At 36.5% G+C, this 17,149-nt stretch carries 16 protein-coding genes and 1 pseudogene; 10 read left to right on the forward strand and 7 right to left on the reverse strand.

What is annotated here, in order from left to right:
- Nucleotides 1-177: 177 nt before the first annotated feature.
- From MKY29_RS01465 to MKY29_RS01475, 3 genes are all read right to left on the reverse strand, one after another.
- The gene (locus tag MKY29_RS01465; RefSeq protein ID WP_340878782.1) at nucleotides 178-1,458 is read right to left on the reverse strand and encodes a glucose-6-phosphate isomerase; all 1,281 of its coding nucleotides are present in this window, start codon (nucleotides 1,456-1,458) and stop codon (nucleotides 178-180) included.
- Between the two features lie 146 nt (nucleotides 1,459-1,604).
- The gene (locus MKY29_RS01470; protein WP_340878783.1) at nucleotides 1,605-1,940 is read right to left on the reverse strand and encodes a hypothetical protein; all 336 of its coding nucleotides are present in this window, start codon (nucleotides 1,938-1,940) and stop codon (nucleotides 1,605-1,607) included.
- A 36-nt stretch (nucleotides 1,941-1,976) separates the two neighbouring features.
- The gene (locus tag MKY29_RS01475; protein WP_340878784.1) at nucleotides 1,977-2,450 is read right to left on the reverse strand and encodes a general stress protein; all 474 of its coding nucleotides are present in this window, start codon (nucleotides 2,448-2,450) and stop codon (nucleotides 1,977-1,979) included.
- A 174-nt stretch (nucleotides 2,451-2,624) separates the two neighbouring features.
- Here MKY29_RS01475 and MKY29_RS01480 point away from each other — a divergent pair, with 174 nt between their 5' ends.
- From MKY29_RS01480 to MKY29_RS01495, 4 genes are all read left to right on the forward strand, one after another.
- A complete protein-coding gene (locus MKY29_RS01480) occupies nucleotides 2,625-3,044 on the forward strand; it encodes a MerR family transcriptional regulator (protein WP_340878785.1) in 420 nt (139 codons plus the stop codon).
- Between the two features lie 35 nt (nucleotides 3,045-3,079).
- Complete coding sequence (locus tag MKY29_RS01485; protein WP_340878786.1) at nucleotides 3,080-4,381, forward strand: hemolysin family protein; 1,302 nt, start codon at nucleotides 3,080-3,082, stop codon at nucleotides 4,379-4,381.
- 197 nt (nucleotides 4,382-4,578) lie between these two features.
- Nucleotides 4,579-7,734 carry a DEAD/DEAH box helicase gene (locus tag MKY29_RS01490; protein ID WP_340880790.1) on the forward strand — a complete coding sequence of 1,052 codons (3,156 nt, stop codon included), beginning with the start codon at nucleotides 4,579-4,581 and terminating at the stop codon, nucleotides 7,732-7,734.
- A 101-nt stretch (nucleotides 7,735-7,835) separates the two neighbouring features.
- On the forward strand, nucleotides 7,836-8,540 hold the full coding sequence (locus tag MKY29_RS01495; RefSeq protein ID WP_269922870.1) for a GntR family transcriptional regulator: 705 nt from the start codon (nucleotides 7,836-7,838) through the stop codon (nucleotides 8,538-8,540).
- Between the two features lie 331 nt (nucleotides 8,541-8,871).
- Here the strand turns inward: MKY29_RS01495 and MKY29_RS01500 are convergent, their stop codons facing one another.
- Nucleotides 8,872-9,231, reverse strand: coding sequence for a MerR family transcriptional regulator (locus tag MKY29_RS01500; protein ID WP_340878787.1), 360 nt, complete (start codon nucleotides 9,229-9,231; stop codon nucleotides 8,872-8,874).
- Between the two features lie 132 nt (nucleotides 9,232-9,363).
- Here MKY29_RS01500 and MKY29_RS01505 point away from each other — a divergent pair, with 132 nt between their 5' ends.
- Together MKY29_RS01505 and ltrA are read left to right on the forward strand one after the other, a co-directional pair.
- A complete protein-coding gene (locus tag MKY29_RS01505) occupies nucleotides 9,364-10,206 on the forward strand; it encodes an SDR family NAD(P)-dependent oxidoreductase (RefSeq protein WP_340878788.1) in 843 nt (280 codons plus the stop codon).
- Nucleotides 10,207-10,752: 546 nt separating this feature from the next.
- Entirely contained in the window at nucleotides 10,753-12,027 is a 1,275-nt protein-coding gene (gene ltrA, locus MKY29_RS01510; protein WP_340878789.1) for a group II intron reverse transcriptase/maturase, read from the forward strand.
- 266 nt (nucleotides 12,028-12,293) lie between these two features.
- On the opposite strand, the gene MKY29_RS01515 is transcribed toward ltrA, so the two are convergent.
- Nucleotides 12,294-12,827 (reverse strand): hypothetical protein, encoded by a 534-nt coding sequence (locus MKY29_RS01515; RefSeq protein ID WP_340878790.1) that lies wholly within the window; start codon nucleotides 12,825-12,827, stop codon nucleotides 12,294-12,296.
- Between the two features lie 237 nt (nucleotides 12,828-13,064).
- On the opposite strand from MKY29_RS01515, the gene MKY29_RS01520 reads away from it, so the two are divergent.
- Complete coding sequence (locus MKY29_RS01520; RefSeq protein WP_340878791.1) at nucleotides 13,065-13,502, forward strand: DUF3888 domain-containing protein; 438 nt, start codon at nucleotides 13,065-13,067, stop codon at nucleotides 13,500-13,502.
- Between the two features lie 316 nt (nucleotides 13,503-13,818).
- Here the strand turns inward: MKY29_RS01520 and MKY29_RS01525 are convergent, their stop codons facing one another.
- Nucleotides 13,819-13,956, reverse strand: coding sequence for a hypothetical protein (locus MKY29_RS01525; protein ID WP_340878792.1), 138 nt, complete (start codon nucleotides 13,954-13,956; stop codon nucleotides 13,819-13,821).
- 142 nt (nucleotides 13,957-14,098) lie between these two features.
- Between MKY29_RS01525 and MKY29_RS01530 the strand changes: the two are divergent.
- Together MKY29_RS01530 and MKY29_RS01535 are read left to right on the forward strand one after the other, a co-directional pair.
- Nucleotides 14,099-14,365, forward strand: a pseudogene (locus MKY29_RS01530) (transposase); the annotation flags it as partial.
- 204 nt (nucleotides 14,366-14,569) lie between these two features.
- Nucleotides 14,570-15,103 (forward strand): hypothetical protein, encoded by a 534-nt coding sequence (locus tag MKY29_RS01535; protein ID WP_340878793.1) that lies wholly within the window; start codon nucleotides 14,570-14,572, stop codon nucleotides 15,101-15,103.
- A gap of 187 nt (nucleotides 15,104-15,290) precedes the next feature.
- On the opposite strand, the gene MKY29_RS01540 is transcribed toward MKY29_RS01535, so the two are convergent.
- Nucleotides 15,291-15,470, reverse strand: coding sequence for a hypothetical protein (locus MKY29_RS01540; RefSeq protein ID WP_340878794.1), 180 nt, complete (start codon nucleotides 15,468-15,470; stop codon nucleotides 15,291-15,293).
- 408 nt (nucleotides 15,471-15,878) lie between these two features.
- Between MKY29_RS01540 and MKY29_RS01545 the strand changes: the two genes are divergently transcribed.
- Entirely contained in the window at nucleotides 15,879-17,102 is a 1,224-nt protein-coding gene (locus MKY29_RS01545; RefSeq protein ID WP_340765914.1) for an IS110 family transposase, read from the forward strand.
- Nucleotides 17,103-17,149 lie beyond the last annotated feature (47 nt).

Consider the following 17,149-nt stretch of genomic DNA (forward strand, 5'->3'; position numbering starts at 1 on the left):
AAGGGATGCTGGTTAATGTCATCATCAACCAGCATCCCTAAAAATTCACTCAGTTATAATACTGCAAGTCTGTCCACAGCCTACTGAAAACGGTAGAAACAGATTTCGTCTTTTTGAACATTTTTTCTTGTATAGTAACAGAAAGGGGGGATTAAGTAGTGGTTCCCCTACCCACCATTAATAACCTGGTTTTTTAAGGATTTTGAAGATATTATTCTTGTAATCTTCCACACCGGGTTGATCAAATGGATTAATATCTAATAAATATGCACTATAGGCACAAGAAATCATATAGAAGTACAACAAATGACCAATATGCTCTTCGTCGATTTGCTCGATGGACAAGGAAACCTGTGGTACCCCGCCAGCTAAGTGAGCGCTAGCAGTTGCTTCATGGCAGGCATGGTTGAACTTGTGAAGTGTTAATCCACTTAAATAGTTTAATTCGTCGCCGTCGTTCTCTGCTTCAAAAACAGTTAGGTCCTCATTCGTTTTTTCGACAGTTAAAAACGTTTCGAATAACATGCGTTTTCCATCTTGAATGTATTGTCCTAATGAATGCAAGTCCGTCGAATAGACAACGGATGCTGGGAAAATCCCTTTACCATCTTTGCCTTCACTTTCACCGAACAATTGCTTCCACCATTCTTGTATATATCGAAGTTTTTCATCAAAGGTAGCCATAATCTCAACCGGGTATCCTGCATCATATAAATGTTTGCGGATAATAGCATACTGAATAGCGCTATTGGTTTTTGTATCTACTGTACTGAATTCCTGTTCCGCATTTCTAGCCCCGGCAATTAATTTATCGATGTTATACCCTGCAGCTGCAATAGGTAGTAAACCAACAGCGGTAAATACTGAATATCTTCCTCCTATGTCATTTGGCACGACATAGCGCTTATATCCCTTTTCTATCGCAAGTGATAGAAGTGCACCTTTTTCTTCATCAGTTGTCACGATAATACGAGATGTTGCCTGATCTCCATAGCGTTCTTCCATGTATTGCTGTAAAAATCGGAATGCTAAGGCTGGCTCAGTTGTTTTACCTGACTTAGAAATGACATTTAATGATACTTCTTTTCCATCTAAGTAAGACATCAGTTGCTTCAAATATTCCCCACTAACCATATGACCAGCGAAAACAACTTCCAAACCTTCTTTTTTCTCGAATGGTGATGATAGTGCTTCTATCACTGCTTTGGATCCTAAGTATGATCCACCAATTCCAATAACGACTAGCACATCCGAATTAGAACGTACTTGTTCGGCTGTTTTTTGGATATCTTGTAGAAAATCGGTACTCATACTACTCGGCCAATCAACCCAGCCTAAAAACTCTGCCCCGGCTGCTGATTTTGTATGTATCCCCTGTTGAATTGCCTCTAGTCTATTCGTAACTTCTGGTGTTACAAGTTGTGTAAAGTCCCCTGAAAAATTAACATTAATGTTCATAAGCATCCCCTTTGTATTCCTATGTTTTATAGGTCTAATTTTACCATTAAATAGTTAAAAAAACGAGAACTGGGAAATAGAAGTTTTGCTCAGTTTATAAATAAAGTCCCCAAACAGTTATAACTTATGTTTGGGGATAGTTCTAGTTATTGAATTATATTATCGTAAACCAATCCATCATTATCTAAACTAACCACCTTTAAATGGTTGGACTTTTTTACAAACACACTCTTGTACCCTTTTTGTCCTTCTTCATCCTCAAAGTAAATGACGCGTGTTCCATTATTATCGCTTTCTACATCTGCCTCATATGTAGACAAATCAATATATTGAGCCAGTAAATCATACTCGGGAAGATCATTTAACGCTTCATTTACTTCCTTTACTATTGGTATATTTTTTGATTCGGTATCAGTGGATGCATCATCTGAACATCCCACTAATAAGGTTACTCCTAAGAGTGCAGTAAATAGTTTTTTCATATGAATGACTCCTTTAGTTCGAGTGTATTAATGAAATTAACGTTCACCGCGGTCACTTAGTGGATATTGATTTAATCGATTCTCTACATCTTTCGCACGTATTGATTCACCAGTGCCTTCTAAATTATCTCCATCATAGGATGAGTCTGATTGGGTTTTGGCATATTCATCATAAACGGTGCCGTAATTCTTATCCACATAAAGGAGAATACCTCCATTTTTCAATTCACTGTAATAGCGTTCAGAATCCTCATCACTAAACCCCATTTGACTAAAAGCTGCTCGTACAGGCTCATCCCCTGTTAAAAATGCCTTGAATTTATCTAACCAGCTACCCCCAGCGGATTCCAGCTCTACGCCTGTTTGTCCACGAACAATCGAAAGCGATTCCTTGTGATTTGTTACGACATAAATATCCTCTTCTACATAACCTTCTAGTTTAAGTTCGTTAATTTTATCTAGTACTTCCTGTTCTGTTAGAAATGATCCCACAAACTTTTTATCTGCCATTTGTTTATACCTCCATATGTTATTTAGTATTATGTTTAATTTACCCATTAGATTCTGCCGTAAACAAAAGTCGGTAAATGTTAAAAGAACAACCCATTTACTGATGTTTTAAATCTAGTTGGACTAAATAATTGCAAATATATTTAACTATTATTATACTAAAACTATAACGTTGTGGTTTGGAGTGATCTAATTGGGATCGAAAAACTAAAAATTGGTGAATTAGCAGAGAAAACAGGTATTACTAAACGTACCATTGATTATTATACGACACTCGGTTTATTAGAAGCTGAACGTTCCGCTTCGAATTATCGTTACTATCCTTTAGAAACGATTGAGAAATTAAGAATAATTGAAGAAAAAAAATCTTCAGGTATGTCCCTGGAAGCTATTAAAAAACAGTTCGAAAAGGAACAAATAGAAGAAGTAGATATTCAGGAACTACGCTTACAGATGCAGTATTTGGAAAAAGAGGTTTCTCATTTGCTTGAGCAAATTAATACAGAAGAAGAAACTACACAATACAACATCAAACAAAAAATCTCAACTGAAAGCGTTGCTCTTATGCAATCCTTACTTCTACTTATCACATAGGAGGTGAAGTCTTACTATTATAGTAAGACGACTTATTGACCGTATTAAATTTAACGATATTTATTATTTTACTAGCATTAACTGGATTTTTCGTCGCAACAGAGTTTGCCATTGTAAAAGTTCGACATTCGAGAATCGATCAGCTAGTGGCTGAAGGTCGTAAAGGCTCACTTGCAGCAAAACATGTAACCACACATCTAGATGAATACTTATCAGCTTGTCAGTTAGGGATTACTGTGACTGCACTTGGTATTGGTATGGTAGGTGAATCGACATTCGAATTTATTTTGCATCCTTTATTCGAAAGTATTGGTATTAGCACAGATTATATCCACTACTTCACAATTGGTGCCGCATTTGCCATTGCAACATTTTTACACGTGGTGGTGGGTGAATTAGCACCTAAAACGGTCGCGATTCAAAAGGCAGAAGCGGTGACGCTTGTTTTTGCTAAACCAATAATGATTTTCTATAAAATTTTGTATCCATTTATTTGGTTCTTAAATGGTTCTGCGCGTGTCTTAGTAGGTCTATTTGGTATGAAGCCGGCTTCTGAACATGAATTGTCTCATACAGAAGAAGAACTGCGCCTATTACTAGCGGAAAGTTACAAAAGTGGCGAAATTAATCAAAATGAGTTGAAGTATGTGAATAATGTATTTGAATTTGACGATCGCATTGCTCGTGAAATTATGGTGCCACGTACTGAAATTATTGGATTTGAAAAAAATGCAACATTCCATGATGTGCTTACACTCATTTCAGAAGAACGATATACGCGTTATCCTGTTTATGAAGGAGATCGAGATAATATTATTGGGTTTATAAATATAAAAGATTTTTTAACGCAGGGGATGAGCAACCGTGTCACTGCTGAAACGTTTACGATAGAAAGATTTACAAACCCTGTCATTAATACGATTGATACGACTCCGATTAATAATTTGTTATTGAAAATGCAAAAGGAACGTACGCATATGGCAATTCTATTGGATGAATATGGAGGTACGTCTGGTCTTGTAACAGTAGAAGATATTCTAGAAGAAATCGTTGGGGAAATTCGTGATGAATTTGACGAAGATGAGGTTGCGGACATTCGTAAACTAAAGGATGACCACTATATTATTCATTCAAAGGTATTGATAGATGATGTAGCAAAACTTCTAAGAATTGAGTTAGAAAATCCTGATATTGATACTATCGGAGGTTGGTATTACACACAAGATATGGATCTATTAATGGATAATCAGATTAAGTTTAATGGATACAACTTCTCTATTTACGAAAAAGAAGGGCATCAATTACATTTTATAGAGGTCATTAAAATAACTTCTTAATTCAATAGGAATGATGAGTAAGAGCGAAATCTCCGCTACCAAAACCAAAATATTAGGAAAAGCCTTAGAAACCATTGGAGTTTCTAAGGCTTTTATTTGAGAAAAGGTCGAAAGTTTAGGTATATGCTAAAATAAAGTAAAATCAAATTATGCGATCAAAAGATATTCTTGATTTAAGGATCGAGAAAGGATATGCAATGAATTTTTCGATGAATGAAGCAAAAATAAAGAAATTATGTGGTGTAACAGCCTTTAAAAAAGGTAAATCCTATTTTCAAGCAGGAAAAGTGCAGGTTCAATCTTTTCAACCAAATGAGTCGATCATCAAAGCCACTGTGCATGCGGTAGATGATGTTGAGGTCATGGTGGTAGCAGATTCGGATGGTAAGGTCGGAGGTACTTGTACTTGCCCACCGGTTGGTTTTGTAAAAACGTATTGTCATCATATTGCAGCGGTCCTATTTGTAGTAGAAGAAAAGGAAACAGAGGAACGTTTAGCTACAAGAATGCTCGATTTGTTTGAAAGTAGTGCAGTGCATCCAACCGCAAAGCAGCTGCATTTTGATGAAAGACAGTCGTTACATGTCGAATTTATATGCACTCCAATACCATTAGTAGCAGGGGATAATGGATTTGGCATTCAGTTAAATGTAGGTCCAAATAAGTTACATAGTATTTCTCACATTAAGGATTTTCTTCGAGGTATTGAAAAAAAAGAACCATTTGAATATGCACCAGGACAGTACTATGCGCAGGAAATCTATAGCTTTCCAAAAGAAACTGATACAGTTCTCCAACTATTGCTAAAAGGTCAGCACGAGCAAGTAATACAATCAGATATTTTGGTCATTTCAGCATCGGATTGGGACCAACTACTTCCTTTATTAACTAATGTACCATTGGTTAAATTCAAGCACGAAGGAAAAATGTATGATGGTGTACACTTCGGAAAAGATCTGCCACTCCGTTTTGCCTTTGATGAAACGAAGAAGACTAATTATCAACTAAATGTGGCTGGCCTTGACCGAGTCGTAGTATTGAAAGGCTATGGATATGCATTTTCAGAAGGTATTTTATATAAACTTCCTCCAGCTGAATGCATTCGACTAGCAGAATTAAAAGAGATGCTCGATCAGTCTGGAAAACATGAGTTGGTCATCTCGGAGGGGCAAATAGATCATTTTATGGAGAAAACCATACCTGGGCTTATGAAGCTCGGATATGTACATATAGCGGAATCTATTTCCAAAAGAATCGGAGAAACTCCACTTCGAGTAAAGCTGTTTTTGGATCGTGTTAAACATCGAATTCTCGCTGGACTGGAATTCCATTACGGGCATCTTGTTATCAATCCTTGTGAAGAAATAGAACAAGAGGTCATGCACTACCCTGGAATTAGACGGCAGTTGGATAAAGAACAACACATCATCGATCTATTAATAGAGAGTGGGTTTACGCAAACACCGGGTGGTTTTTTCTTATTTGATGAGGAAGCAGAATATCACTTTTTGTATCACGTAGTTTCGAGTATGGAGAAATGGGTCCAAATATATGCCTCGACTGCGGTGAAGATGCGTGTCCAAAGGGGATATATAGGCCCTAGGATAAGAGTTGAAGTGAAGGAACGGACAGATTGGTTAGAGTTTAAGTTTGATCTAAATGGCATTCCGGAAAAAGAAATTCAACGGCTTATGGCCTCTGTAGAAGAAAAACGCAAATTTTATCGTATTCCAAATGGCAATTTAGTATCGCTGGAAACACCTGAGTTTCAGGCGTTATCAAATTTTATGATCGATATGGGGATATCAAGTGATACCATTCAAGAAGAAATTCGTCTCCCGTTAATAAAGGGAATGCAAATAATCGACTCTTTAGAGCAAAGTGAAATAGTAGATTCTGGTAAAAACTTTGCCAAGCTTATGAAAAGTTTAAATAATCCAGAGAATTTAAACTTAGATGGACCGATTCCTTTGGCAAATATCCTTAGAGATTACCAAAAAGTAGGTTTCCGTTGGTTCCAGCTACTAGCTAAATATAAATTTGGTGGAATACTGGCCGATGATATGGGTCTTGGGAAAACGTTACAGAGTATTGCATTCATCGAATCGGTACTTACAGACGTTCGTGATCGACAACTACCTGTACTTATCGTATGCCCTGCTTCACTCATCTATAATTGGAAAAACGAGCTAGAGAAATTTACACCACATATTCAAGTACGAGTAATAGACGGTAACAAGGTCGAAAGAAATGCATTATGGAAATCATCAATAAACACTGACGTTATAATAACCTCTTATCCGTCTTTAAGAATGGATACAGAACTATATCGGAATCGAATTTTTCATACATTGTTTGTAGATGAAGCACAAGCCTTTAAAAACCCAGCAACTAAAACGGCTAGATCTGTAAAAATGATCCAAGCAGAGTATCGGTTTGCACTTACGGGAACACCGATCGAAAATGCATTAGACGAACTATGGTCTATTTTCCATGTAGTATTTCCTGCTTTATTGCCTGGCAGAAGGGCCTTTAGTGAATTAAGTAGAGATAATATTGCCAAAAGAGTACGTCCATTTATATTACGACGCATGAAAAAGGATGTATTGAAGGAATTACCAGAGAAAATTGAAACAATGCTATTCTCCGACCTACAAGCCCAGCAAAAAACATTGTATGCTGCTTATTTGGCAGAACTAAAACATGATACACTGAAGCATTTGAAGAAAGGCAATCTCCAAAGAAATCGTATAAAAATATTGGCTGGCTTAACAAGGCTTCGTCAGCTATGTTGCCATCCAGGTCTCTTTGTTGATGGCTACAAAGGAAGTTCGGCAAAGTTTGAACAGTTAATGGAAATCTTAGAAGAATGTCGAATATCAGGTAGACGAGTACTGATCTTTTCTCAGTTTACTCAAATGCTAGGCATAATTAGGGGACAATTGATACGAAAAGGAGCTCCTTATTTTTACTTAGATGGGCAAACACCGCCTGCCGAACGCGTGGAGCTATGTGATCGCTTTAACAACGGAGAAGGAAATCTATTTCTCATATCACTAAAAGCTGGTGGCACCGGGTTAAATTTAACTGGAGCAGACACTGTTATATTATACGATCTATGGTGGAATCCTGCAGTCGAACAGCAAGCTGCAGACCGCGCTCATCGAATGGGACAGCAAAACGAAGTACACATCATTCGTTTAATTGCAAAAGGTACCATAGAAGAAAAAATAAACGAACTCCAACACAAAAAGAAAAGCATGATTGACGAAGTTATTCATTCTGGAGAAGATACCCTTTCTGCTATGACGGAAGAGGATATAAAAGAGATATTGATGATTGACCCTGTGTAAGAAACATTCACGTTAATTCAAACAATCATGAATGTTTATATTTTCATGTTTGTTTCTTGCACAGGGACTCAAATGGGGAGGCGATTCTTATATCATTGGATATGGAAACAAAAATTATAGATGATATTATGCATCTAATAGTTTCAAAGTCAATTGAACATGGGGAGAAACTCCCTTCCGAAAATGAGTTCGCAAAAAGATATAAAGTACCTAGAATGACCGTAAGAAATGCACTTACGAAATTAGAAGAACGAGGATATATTTATTCTAAGCAAGGCAAAGGAAGATATTTGAAAGAGGAATCGATGCAGATTCAATTACACCTAACTGGGAAAACAAGTTTCACGGATAAGATGAAACAAGCCGGGTATAAATTAAAAACGGATAATATTGTTTGTGAAAAAGTCGCATATAATGAACAAATTTATAATAGTTTAAATATAGAGGCAGAGGTAGATGTCTATAAAGTGGGGAGAATTCGCTATATAGATGGGGAGCCAATTGCAATTCATTATTCCTTTGTTAGTGAAAAGATGTTTCCGAAAATTTTAGAAGATGGACCAAAGATCGAGTCAATGTTTGCTTACTATCGAGAATTGGGTTATAAGAAATTTATAAGTAAAAAAAGCTTGCTAAGTATTACATTTCCCACCTCAGATGAACAACAATTGTTATCATGTAAAAGCATGGTTCCACTCATTGTGGTTGAAAGTGACTGCATAGATGTCGCCTCCAATAAAGTACTAGAACATACAAAAATACTCTACCGAAGTGATAAGTTCAAATATGATATATCAATGGATTGAAACAGGTAAAGGACGATTATTGTCCACTATCTGTTTTTTTGTTTAAGGCTATGTTTCAAGTTGAATAAAAGCTTTATTTCGTCTTGAAGTAAAGCACACCCTTACTTTAAGTGCAATTCTTCACAATTTTAACATTTTACTACAAGAATGCTGCCTTGCTAGTAGCATAAATAGAAAGGGATCTTTTCTTTGAGAAAAACTTCCTTGGTTTTAGTTTATCAAATAACCGATACTAGACTCATTCTAAGCAATAGTTAGTAGCTAAAATTTTCCATCCGAACCACCTCATTAGCAAGTGGTATGGCTGGAATAATTATTGACATATTATTTTTTAAGCTTTCTTCTTTAACCATGTTCCTTCAGCTAATTTTTCATCGATAAAATCCAAGACAGTCTGTAATTGAGCCATTTGACTTTTTACTTTTTCCTTATGTTGGAGCATGCTTGAGATCATTTCAGGAGTCATACTACTTGTTTCAGCAATATCAAGATATAATTTCACTTCTTCTAAACTAAGACTTGCCTTTTTCATACAGAGGATCAGTTGCAACCGTTCAATATCGGATGGTAAAAAGACCCGATGTCCATTCGGAAGCCGTTTAATATTTGGAAGCAATCCAGCTTTTTCATAATATCTGATTGTATCAATGCTCAACCTGGTAAGAGTGCTAGCCTGTTTGATGGTATACATACGTCCGCCTCCTTCTTATAGATAAATTATAAAACATGAAGTCAACTCCAGGTCAAGCTGATTCTTTACTATTGACCTGAAGTTAGCTCCATGTTTTATACTACAGTCATTCACTAATAGGAGGTAAATAAAATGTTAAAGTCAGAAAGAAAAATAGCACTTGTTACAGGAGCGAACAGCGGAATAGGGCTGGAACTAACGAAAAAATTAATCGAGAACGGGTGGGAGGTTGCTGCTTTAATCCGCTCTGAATTTCCAAAGGAGGAGCTAAAGCTCCAACAAAAAATCCGTCAAGGAGATATCCGTATTTATATTGCCGATTTATCTGATTTTACGCAACTTAAATCTACTTTGATGCAAATAAAGAAGAAAGAAACGAAGTTGGATGCTCTCTTTAATAATGCTGGAGGCAGTTTCTCGAACCTCCGCTTTTCACCACAAGGACGTGAACTGCATTATGAAATTCAGACAGTGGTTCCCTTTATCATCACAATGGAACTGCTTGATCTTGTAAAAAGGGGAAATCCGGCTATCGTTATCCAAACTAGTTCAGAAGCGTTTAACTTTAAAAAATCTTTCGTGCCGGAAGAATTGGCAAACCCGCCTAAATTTCAGAAACTGATTGGCCCCTATGCATCGACGAAGTTGGCAATCACTTTGTGGACACATGCATTGGCACCAGAACTACAGCGAGAGGGTGTGACAATTATCAGCATTGATCCAGGCAACAATAATACAATGCGAAAGGGTAGAAATGGAGGTTTGCCATTGATCATGCAGCCGTTTATCCGTTTGTTTGGTCCGCATCCTAGTGTAGGGGCAAGCCGATTGTTTGCTGGGTTAGAGAGGTCCCCGAATGAAGCTGGATTGTATATCTCAAAAGGAAAGCCTGCTGAGTTCAAATTTAAACAGCATGCACCCAATGTTTTATTACAAGTACAATCTGTATATGAAAAAGAATTTTTGCCACTATAAATTGAGTCAAGCAGGCTGTCGAAACTTTCTCGACAGCCTTTTTATTAGTGTGCCAGGCATGGCAACTATCTAGGTGGTGAAAGTCCACTGTGGGGGTACACATCGACCAACCACTAAGGAAGCGCAAGGTGCTTATCGTGAGATAAGGGCTAGAGGAAGCGTGGAATAAAATCTTGGCTCGACGAACAGAAATCTGATACAAAGGCTCTACAAAGGGATAAGGCTCCTAAACAAGTTAAAGTCCAAAAGATGTGCGTAACTTTGTAGGGTAAATCAGGCGAGTAAAAGAGGAAAGATAGCTGTCTTACCCTGGGAGGTCTTGCGGATGTACATATTTACAGTCGAAAAAGGTTAGTCGCAAGAAGTCAGCAGAAGCCATAGTAATGACCTAAGGTCATGAAGGGCTGAACAATTTATAGTGTTTCAACGCCACGAATGCGTAAGTGACGAACTCCGAATGTGTTAATGGTAAAAGTATGAGCGTAACTCAGAGGATAACCAAAACGGAGATATCATTTACTACGTGAGAGGAAAGGAGAAACGAGTGTGGAACTTTTAGAAAAGATCCTTAGTAATCAAAACATGAATGATGCCTACTTGCGTGTCTATAGAAATAAGGGGGCAAGTGGTGTCGATGGAATAACTGTTGATGAGCTGAAACAATATCTGAAAGAGAACAAGGATGAGATACGTCAGCGCATCAGAACTAGAAAATACCAACCACAAGCTGCCTTACGAGTGGAAATCCCAAAAGAAAATGGAAAGATGCGCAAACTGGGAATACCAACAGTAGTGGATAGGGTAGTTCAACAAGCGGTTCATCAAGTACTCAGTCCGATATTCGAAAAGCAGTTCAGCGAATTCAGTTTCGGCTTTAGACCGAAAAGAAGTTGTGAGATGGCAATTATAAAGAGCTTGGAATTTCTGAATGATGGACATGATTGGGTTGTGGATATTGACCTGGAAAGATTTTTCGATACAGTCCACCAGGATAAACTCATGCGAATCATTTCTAATACAATAGACGACGGAGATGTCATTTCTCTTATAAGAAAATATCTTGCCAGTGGGGTTATGGTGAATGGAAAATATGAAGAAACACCAGTTGGAACTCCGCAAGGAGGAAACCTAAGCCCGTTGTTGAGTAATATTATGTTAAACGAATTGGATAAGGAACTAGAAAGTAGAGGACTCCACTTCGTGAGATACGCTGATGACGCCTTAATCTTTGTGAAGAGTGAAAAAGCCGCAAATAGAGTGAAGGAATCACTCGTGAGATTTATAGAAAAGAAATTAGGACTGATAGTCAACGTAGAAAAGAGTAAAATCTCCCGTCCAAAAGACTTAAAATTCTTGGGATTTGGGTATTACTACGATTTTCTAAATAACAAATATCAAGTTAAACCTCATTCACTGTCCATACAAAAATTTCAAAGAAAGCTTCGAAAATTAACCAAACGAAATTGGAGCGTCCGGCTGGACTTCCGAATTTTAAAACTAAAACAAGTCATACTTGGATGGGTTAATTACTTTAGGATTTCGAATATGAAAAAAGCGATGACTGGGATAGATAAGAAACTTCGTTCCAGAATCAGAGTTATCATCTGGAAGCAATGGAAGGTATCGAAGAAACAAATCAAATCGCTTGTTCAATTAGGAATTCCGAAGGAAGAAGCAAAAGGACTAACTTACTGTCGAAAAGGCTACCGGTACATCGGACTATCCAAAGTCATCCAAAGAGCAATCTCCAATAAAAGACTTAAGCAAAGAGGACTTCCATCTGCTTTAGAACATTATCTAAAAGTACACTCTGTAATATAAATTGAACCGCCGTATACGGAACCGTATGTACGGTGGTGTGAGAGGGGCGAAAATAATTAAATTATTTTCCCTCTACTCGATTAGTTCATTTCTTTTTAGATTAGAGAAAGCGACCAGGAATAGCTCAAACATTCGTTTATCACTAGTTAGACACGAAGAATCCTTCTTCCACTAAACTGCTGCTTTAGTTCAATAAGAAAAAAGGCTTTACTACTTCTTGAAATAAAGCACACCGTTAGTTTAAGAAGAAAAATTTTTGATTCGATTCAATAATCAATAGAATTTGCTATTTCAACTAAGTTTTCGGGAGTAACTTTATCTAAAACTTGTTTATTGATACTTAGCATATACTGCCAATTTTCTCTTTCGAAAACAAGCACGTTAAAACCTGAAATAGTCATATAAGTGGCTTCACTCCCATTATTTAATTCAAAGGTTTTCAACACATACTTCTCTCGTTTAGGAATGCCGTACTTAATAGGTCGAACATCAATTTTATAATGATTTTCAGATGACAAATCACTGATATATTCTAATTCAAATGAGTCATTGGTGTCGCCATCTAAATCATTAAATCTTCCGAAATGATGAGTGAAGCTTATCGGGGGAACTCTAAGTGGCAGCTTTAGTCTTTGTTTAAAATGTTGTTCAAAATCCTTAGATGCTTCTTCCACAGTCTTATATCCAATTTCAGGATATATTACTTCATAAGGACTGGGCTTATTGTTTGCAGTTACAAATACGGTGAATAAAAATAACAAACAAAATGAAAGCAGGAATAGGGAAATAGTTCTGGTCATTTTTCTTCACCTCAAAGTATCTTTAGGTGTATTATTCCCAGCTTAATGAAAATTATTTAATTGACATTTCTTTTTGAACTAAATATGTACTTTACTTTAAAAAGAGTTGAAGACAATTTTTTTGAAAACGTTAATTTTCCCATCAACTTTTTTATTTTTTTCCATTTTAAAAAAGAAATATTTGACTGAGATAAGTTAGTCTTTTCAGAACAAAATAATCATTAAGGTGGTGTGGTGATGAAAAAATTTATTATAGTTCCTTCTTTTTTACTGTTGTTTCTAATGTCAGCAACATTAACTTATGCTGAACCAGATTATTATCAGCCCGCTGAAGAGTCTAAAGAAGAACTCGTGATGGACTTGTTTTTTTCACTACTTTTACCGAATATTCAAGAGGCAGTTTCTAATTACTATTCAGATTATCTTACTATAAGGCCTTTGGTGTATCCGTATCAAATCAAAATTTTAAAGATGGAAAGAACTAATCATTATAGAGGTTTCATTTTTTTAGTAACCATTGAAGTCACTCCAGTTGTCGGTCCACACATTGAAGTTGGAAAAGACCATTTAACATTTTCTATAACTCCAAGTAAAGTTAACCTTAAAAATTTCAATCATCTGGAGACTTACGAACTTCCTCGGCATTGGCAAGACATCATAAAGAAAAGTAAATGATTGTATGGTTTGGATCTTTTAAATTTATTCCCCATTTTTGGGGGATTTTTTTATTACCTAACCTTCAAATAACTTACATAAATACATTCAATATGTTCAACTAAACCGCTTCTTTAGTTTAAGAAGAAAAAGGCTTTACTCCTTCTTGAAGTAAAGCACTCGTTAATGCAATAAGAGTAACTGCTTTTTATTTGCATGTTCTCTTGCGAATGTAGAAGGTGAAAACGAAACTTTATATTTTCCTGCAAGTTCTTTTTGTACTTTTTAAGTTAATATCAGGCCTTCTTTATTATGTGTTTCTTCAAGTTCTACGCCATTAGAATATAGCTCTTACACCAAGTCCAAGATTTTCATCCTGTAATTTTCCGTCTACATATAGCTTTTCTCCAGTAAACCATTTATTCTCCACTAGAATATGGTGACCATTGTACATAACTTCAAATGTTTTTTTCATTAATATTAACCTCCTTAAATTATCTTCAAGTAAACCATTGAAATGATGGTGTATTTTACCAAAGCACACCGTGAGCTTAATTTAATATGCTTAAATTTCCCAGTTGAAATTATCAAAAATCCGTTTTATTGAACTAAACTTTTCGGATCAAGGCTGGCACTACCAACATAGTTCGTAGGTGAAAACATTAAAGCAAAACAAGATTTTCCAAAGCATGTCTCGTAAGGCAACATGTGCGGACAATGCGGCAATGGAGAACTTCTTTGGCTTACTTAAACAAGAAATGTATTACGGGGAAGAATTGATGTCCTCCGAAGCGTTACAAACGAAAATGGAGAAGTATATCAATTATTATAACAACGATCGAATTAAACAAAAACTGGCCGGCATGAGTCCGGTAAAATACCGAACTCATGCCAGCCAATTAGCTGCAGGTCACTACCCCGATGGCCATATTTTGCCAAAGCATCCGAAGTACAATATTTCACAATCAAATTAAATAAGCCATCGCGTTAATATTCTAAATATTAATTCTGTTGCAATTATTTGAGCGTATACATATACTAAAGTATAATTTAGTAAAAAATAATTTAAATGGGAGGGTTATGTATAAATGAGCCTTTTAGATATTTATTTGCAAAAAAACGGAAAGAAACGGTACGACGTATTCAAAGAAACTGGAACAAGTCAGCAACAGCTTGCGAGTGTGAACAATAAAAATGTAAGCAGTTATTCAGTTAAAACGATACAAGCGATTGCTAAAACAGTCGAGAAGAGTGAGGGTGTTGTTTTAGAAGAGTTATTACAGCTAGAACAAGAAAATCCATATTTTGAAGTATTTAATGTAGAAGATTTACTATTAGCTTTTAAAAACAAAGAAAATTATATTGTAATCAAGGGTGATTATAAAAAGGAAATAGATAAATATGCTGAATCACAACTATCAGAAACCGAAACTTTAGGATTGCAATTAGGTTCTGAGGGAATAGTTACTATTTTATCTGAAGCAATACTTCAAATAGCAAACCTATTCAGCGATAAAGATGCTGAGCAAAATAAAATTGAAAGCCGAATCCGAAGGTATAAATTTAAAAGAATAAAAAATGGAGATGAACTACTATTGGTTCTACGTCAATTGGATTATTAATTCCTCCATGAAAAATAAGAGCTCTGTATTAAAAAATGTTGATACAGAGCTCTTATTATGTCCTTATTAAACTAACCTGCACTTTTAGTTAAACAAGAAAAGAGAGCTGTATTATCAGCTCTACATTTCACTAAAGGACACCGTTAGTTTAAGTACACCACTTCACAAACTCTGTAAATTAAGCGAGTTATTCTCCACTTTTATGTCTATTATCTCCCATCATATAGATATTAGAACTTTCTCCTGGTTTTGTATTTGAATTAATTGGATTTTGATTATTGTTATTAATTTTCTTATTTCTCCTATCAACTAATAAAGCAAAGGTGATAATAACAAAAAGAATAATAAGAACTATTAACAAAATCATATTTATCTCTCCTTTATTTACAGTATATTCGAGCTTTTAAAATCTACAATCTTTTTAAAGGATTTTCTTCTACAACTAAACTGCTTCGTTAGTTCAATAAGAAAAAAGCTGCGTAAACAGGTCGGTGATACTTAGCTAAAGCACCCGTTAGCCATCCATGAAGCGCAAAATCAGCGCTTCACCACAGAGAATGAAAATGTGAAAATCGGGTATAGGATACTACGGCTGGCGAAGAAGGTCGATGAACTATGGTGCCATAGAGCCCATCCGTTAGTCTGACTCCAACGACCACGGTGCATCACAGACTGTCGCACTCTATACGAGTAGCACTCATGGGAGATTAATCCTACTCTGGTTATTGCACCAGCCTCCAATACTATTTGCCGTGCCGTAGAAAGGATGATTACAATGGAAGTAATCATTGAACGTGCTTGTGGAATGGATGTCCATAAGGATTCCATTACTGCTTGTATTATTACCCCAAAAGGAAAGGAGATTCAAACGTTTTCCACTAAAACTGTATTTCTATTACAGTTAATTGACTGGATTAAGGAGCATGATTGTACTCACGTAGCAATGGAAAGTACAGGTGTATTTTGGAAGCCTATTGTTAACTTGCTAGAAGCCGAGAGCATTGAGTTTTTAGTAGTGAACGCTCAACATATGAAAGCAGTACCAGGTCGTAAGACCGATGTAAAAGATGCAGAATGGATTGCCAAACTTCTTCGTCACGGTCTACTTAAAGCAAGTTTTATTCCAGACCGAAATCAGCGGGAATTAAGAGAGTTAGTTCGATACCGTCGAAGTATTATTGAAGAGCGTGCGAGACAACATAATCGGATTCAAAAGGTTTTAGAAGGAGCGAATATCAAACTCGGTTCCGTTGTCTCCGACATCATGGGTGTTTCGTCTCTTGATATGCTCCGTGCTATCGCCGATGGCGAAAATGATCCTGAGAAATTAGCTAGCTTTGCCCGCCGATCAATGAAGAAGAAAAAGAGTGAACTGGAGCTAGCTCTTCGAGGGTATATCAATCCACATCAACGTCTCATGTTAAAAACCATTCTGGTCCATATAGAATTTCTAACTGAGCAGATTGAGCTATTAAACGAAGAGGTTGCTACTAGGTTATCCTCCCATCAAGAAGATATAGAACGATTGGATTCCATTCCTGGCATCGCCACTCGAATGGCCGAACAAATCTTAGCCGAAGTCGGTACAGATGTGGAGAAGCAATTTCCCAGTTCGGCGCACTTATGTTCCTGGGCAGGATTAGTACCTGGACATAATGAAAGTGCGGGCAAGAGGAAATCAACCAACATGAAAAAAGGAAACAAGTACTTGAAATCGGCATTAATTGAAGCAGCTCATTCTGTTAGAGGATCCAAAACCTACTTGGGAGCCCTGTATAGGCGTACTGCATCAAGAAAGGGTAAAAAGCGTGCAGGGATATCAGTCGCTCATGCCATTTTAAGAATCAGCTATTATCTCCTAACACGCAAAGAAATGTACGTAGACTTAGGGGAAGATTACTTTGACAAACAAAAAGAACAATCGATTGTACGATATTCTGTTCGAAGACTTGAAAACTTAGGTTACAACGTTACAATCACTGAACCAAATGCCTCCTAGTCCAACCCATAATTTAATTCTCATTTAGGCGCTGCACTTTTTTTAAA

This window comes from Psychrobacillus sp. FSL K6-2365 (assembly GCF_038003165.1).
In the GTDB taxonomy this organism is placed as follows: Bacteria; Bacillota; Bacilli; order Bacillales_A; family Planococcaceae; genus Psychrobacillus; species Psychrobacillus psychrodurans.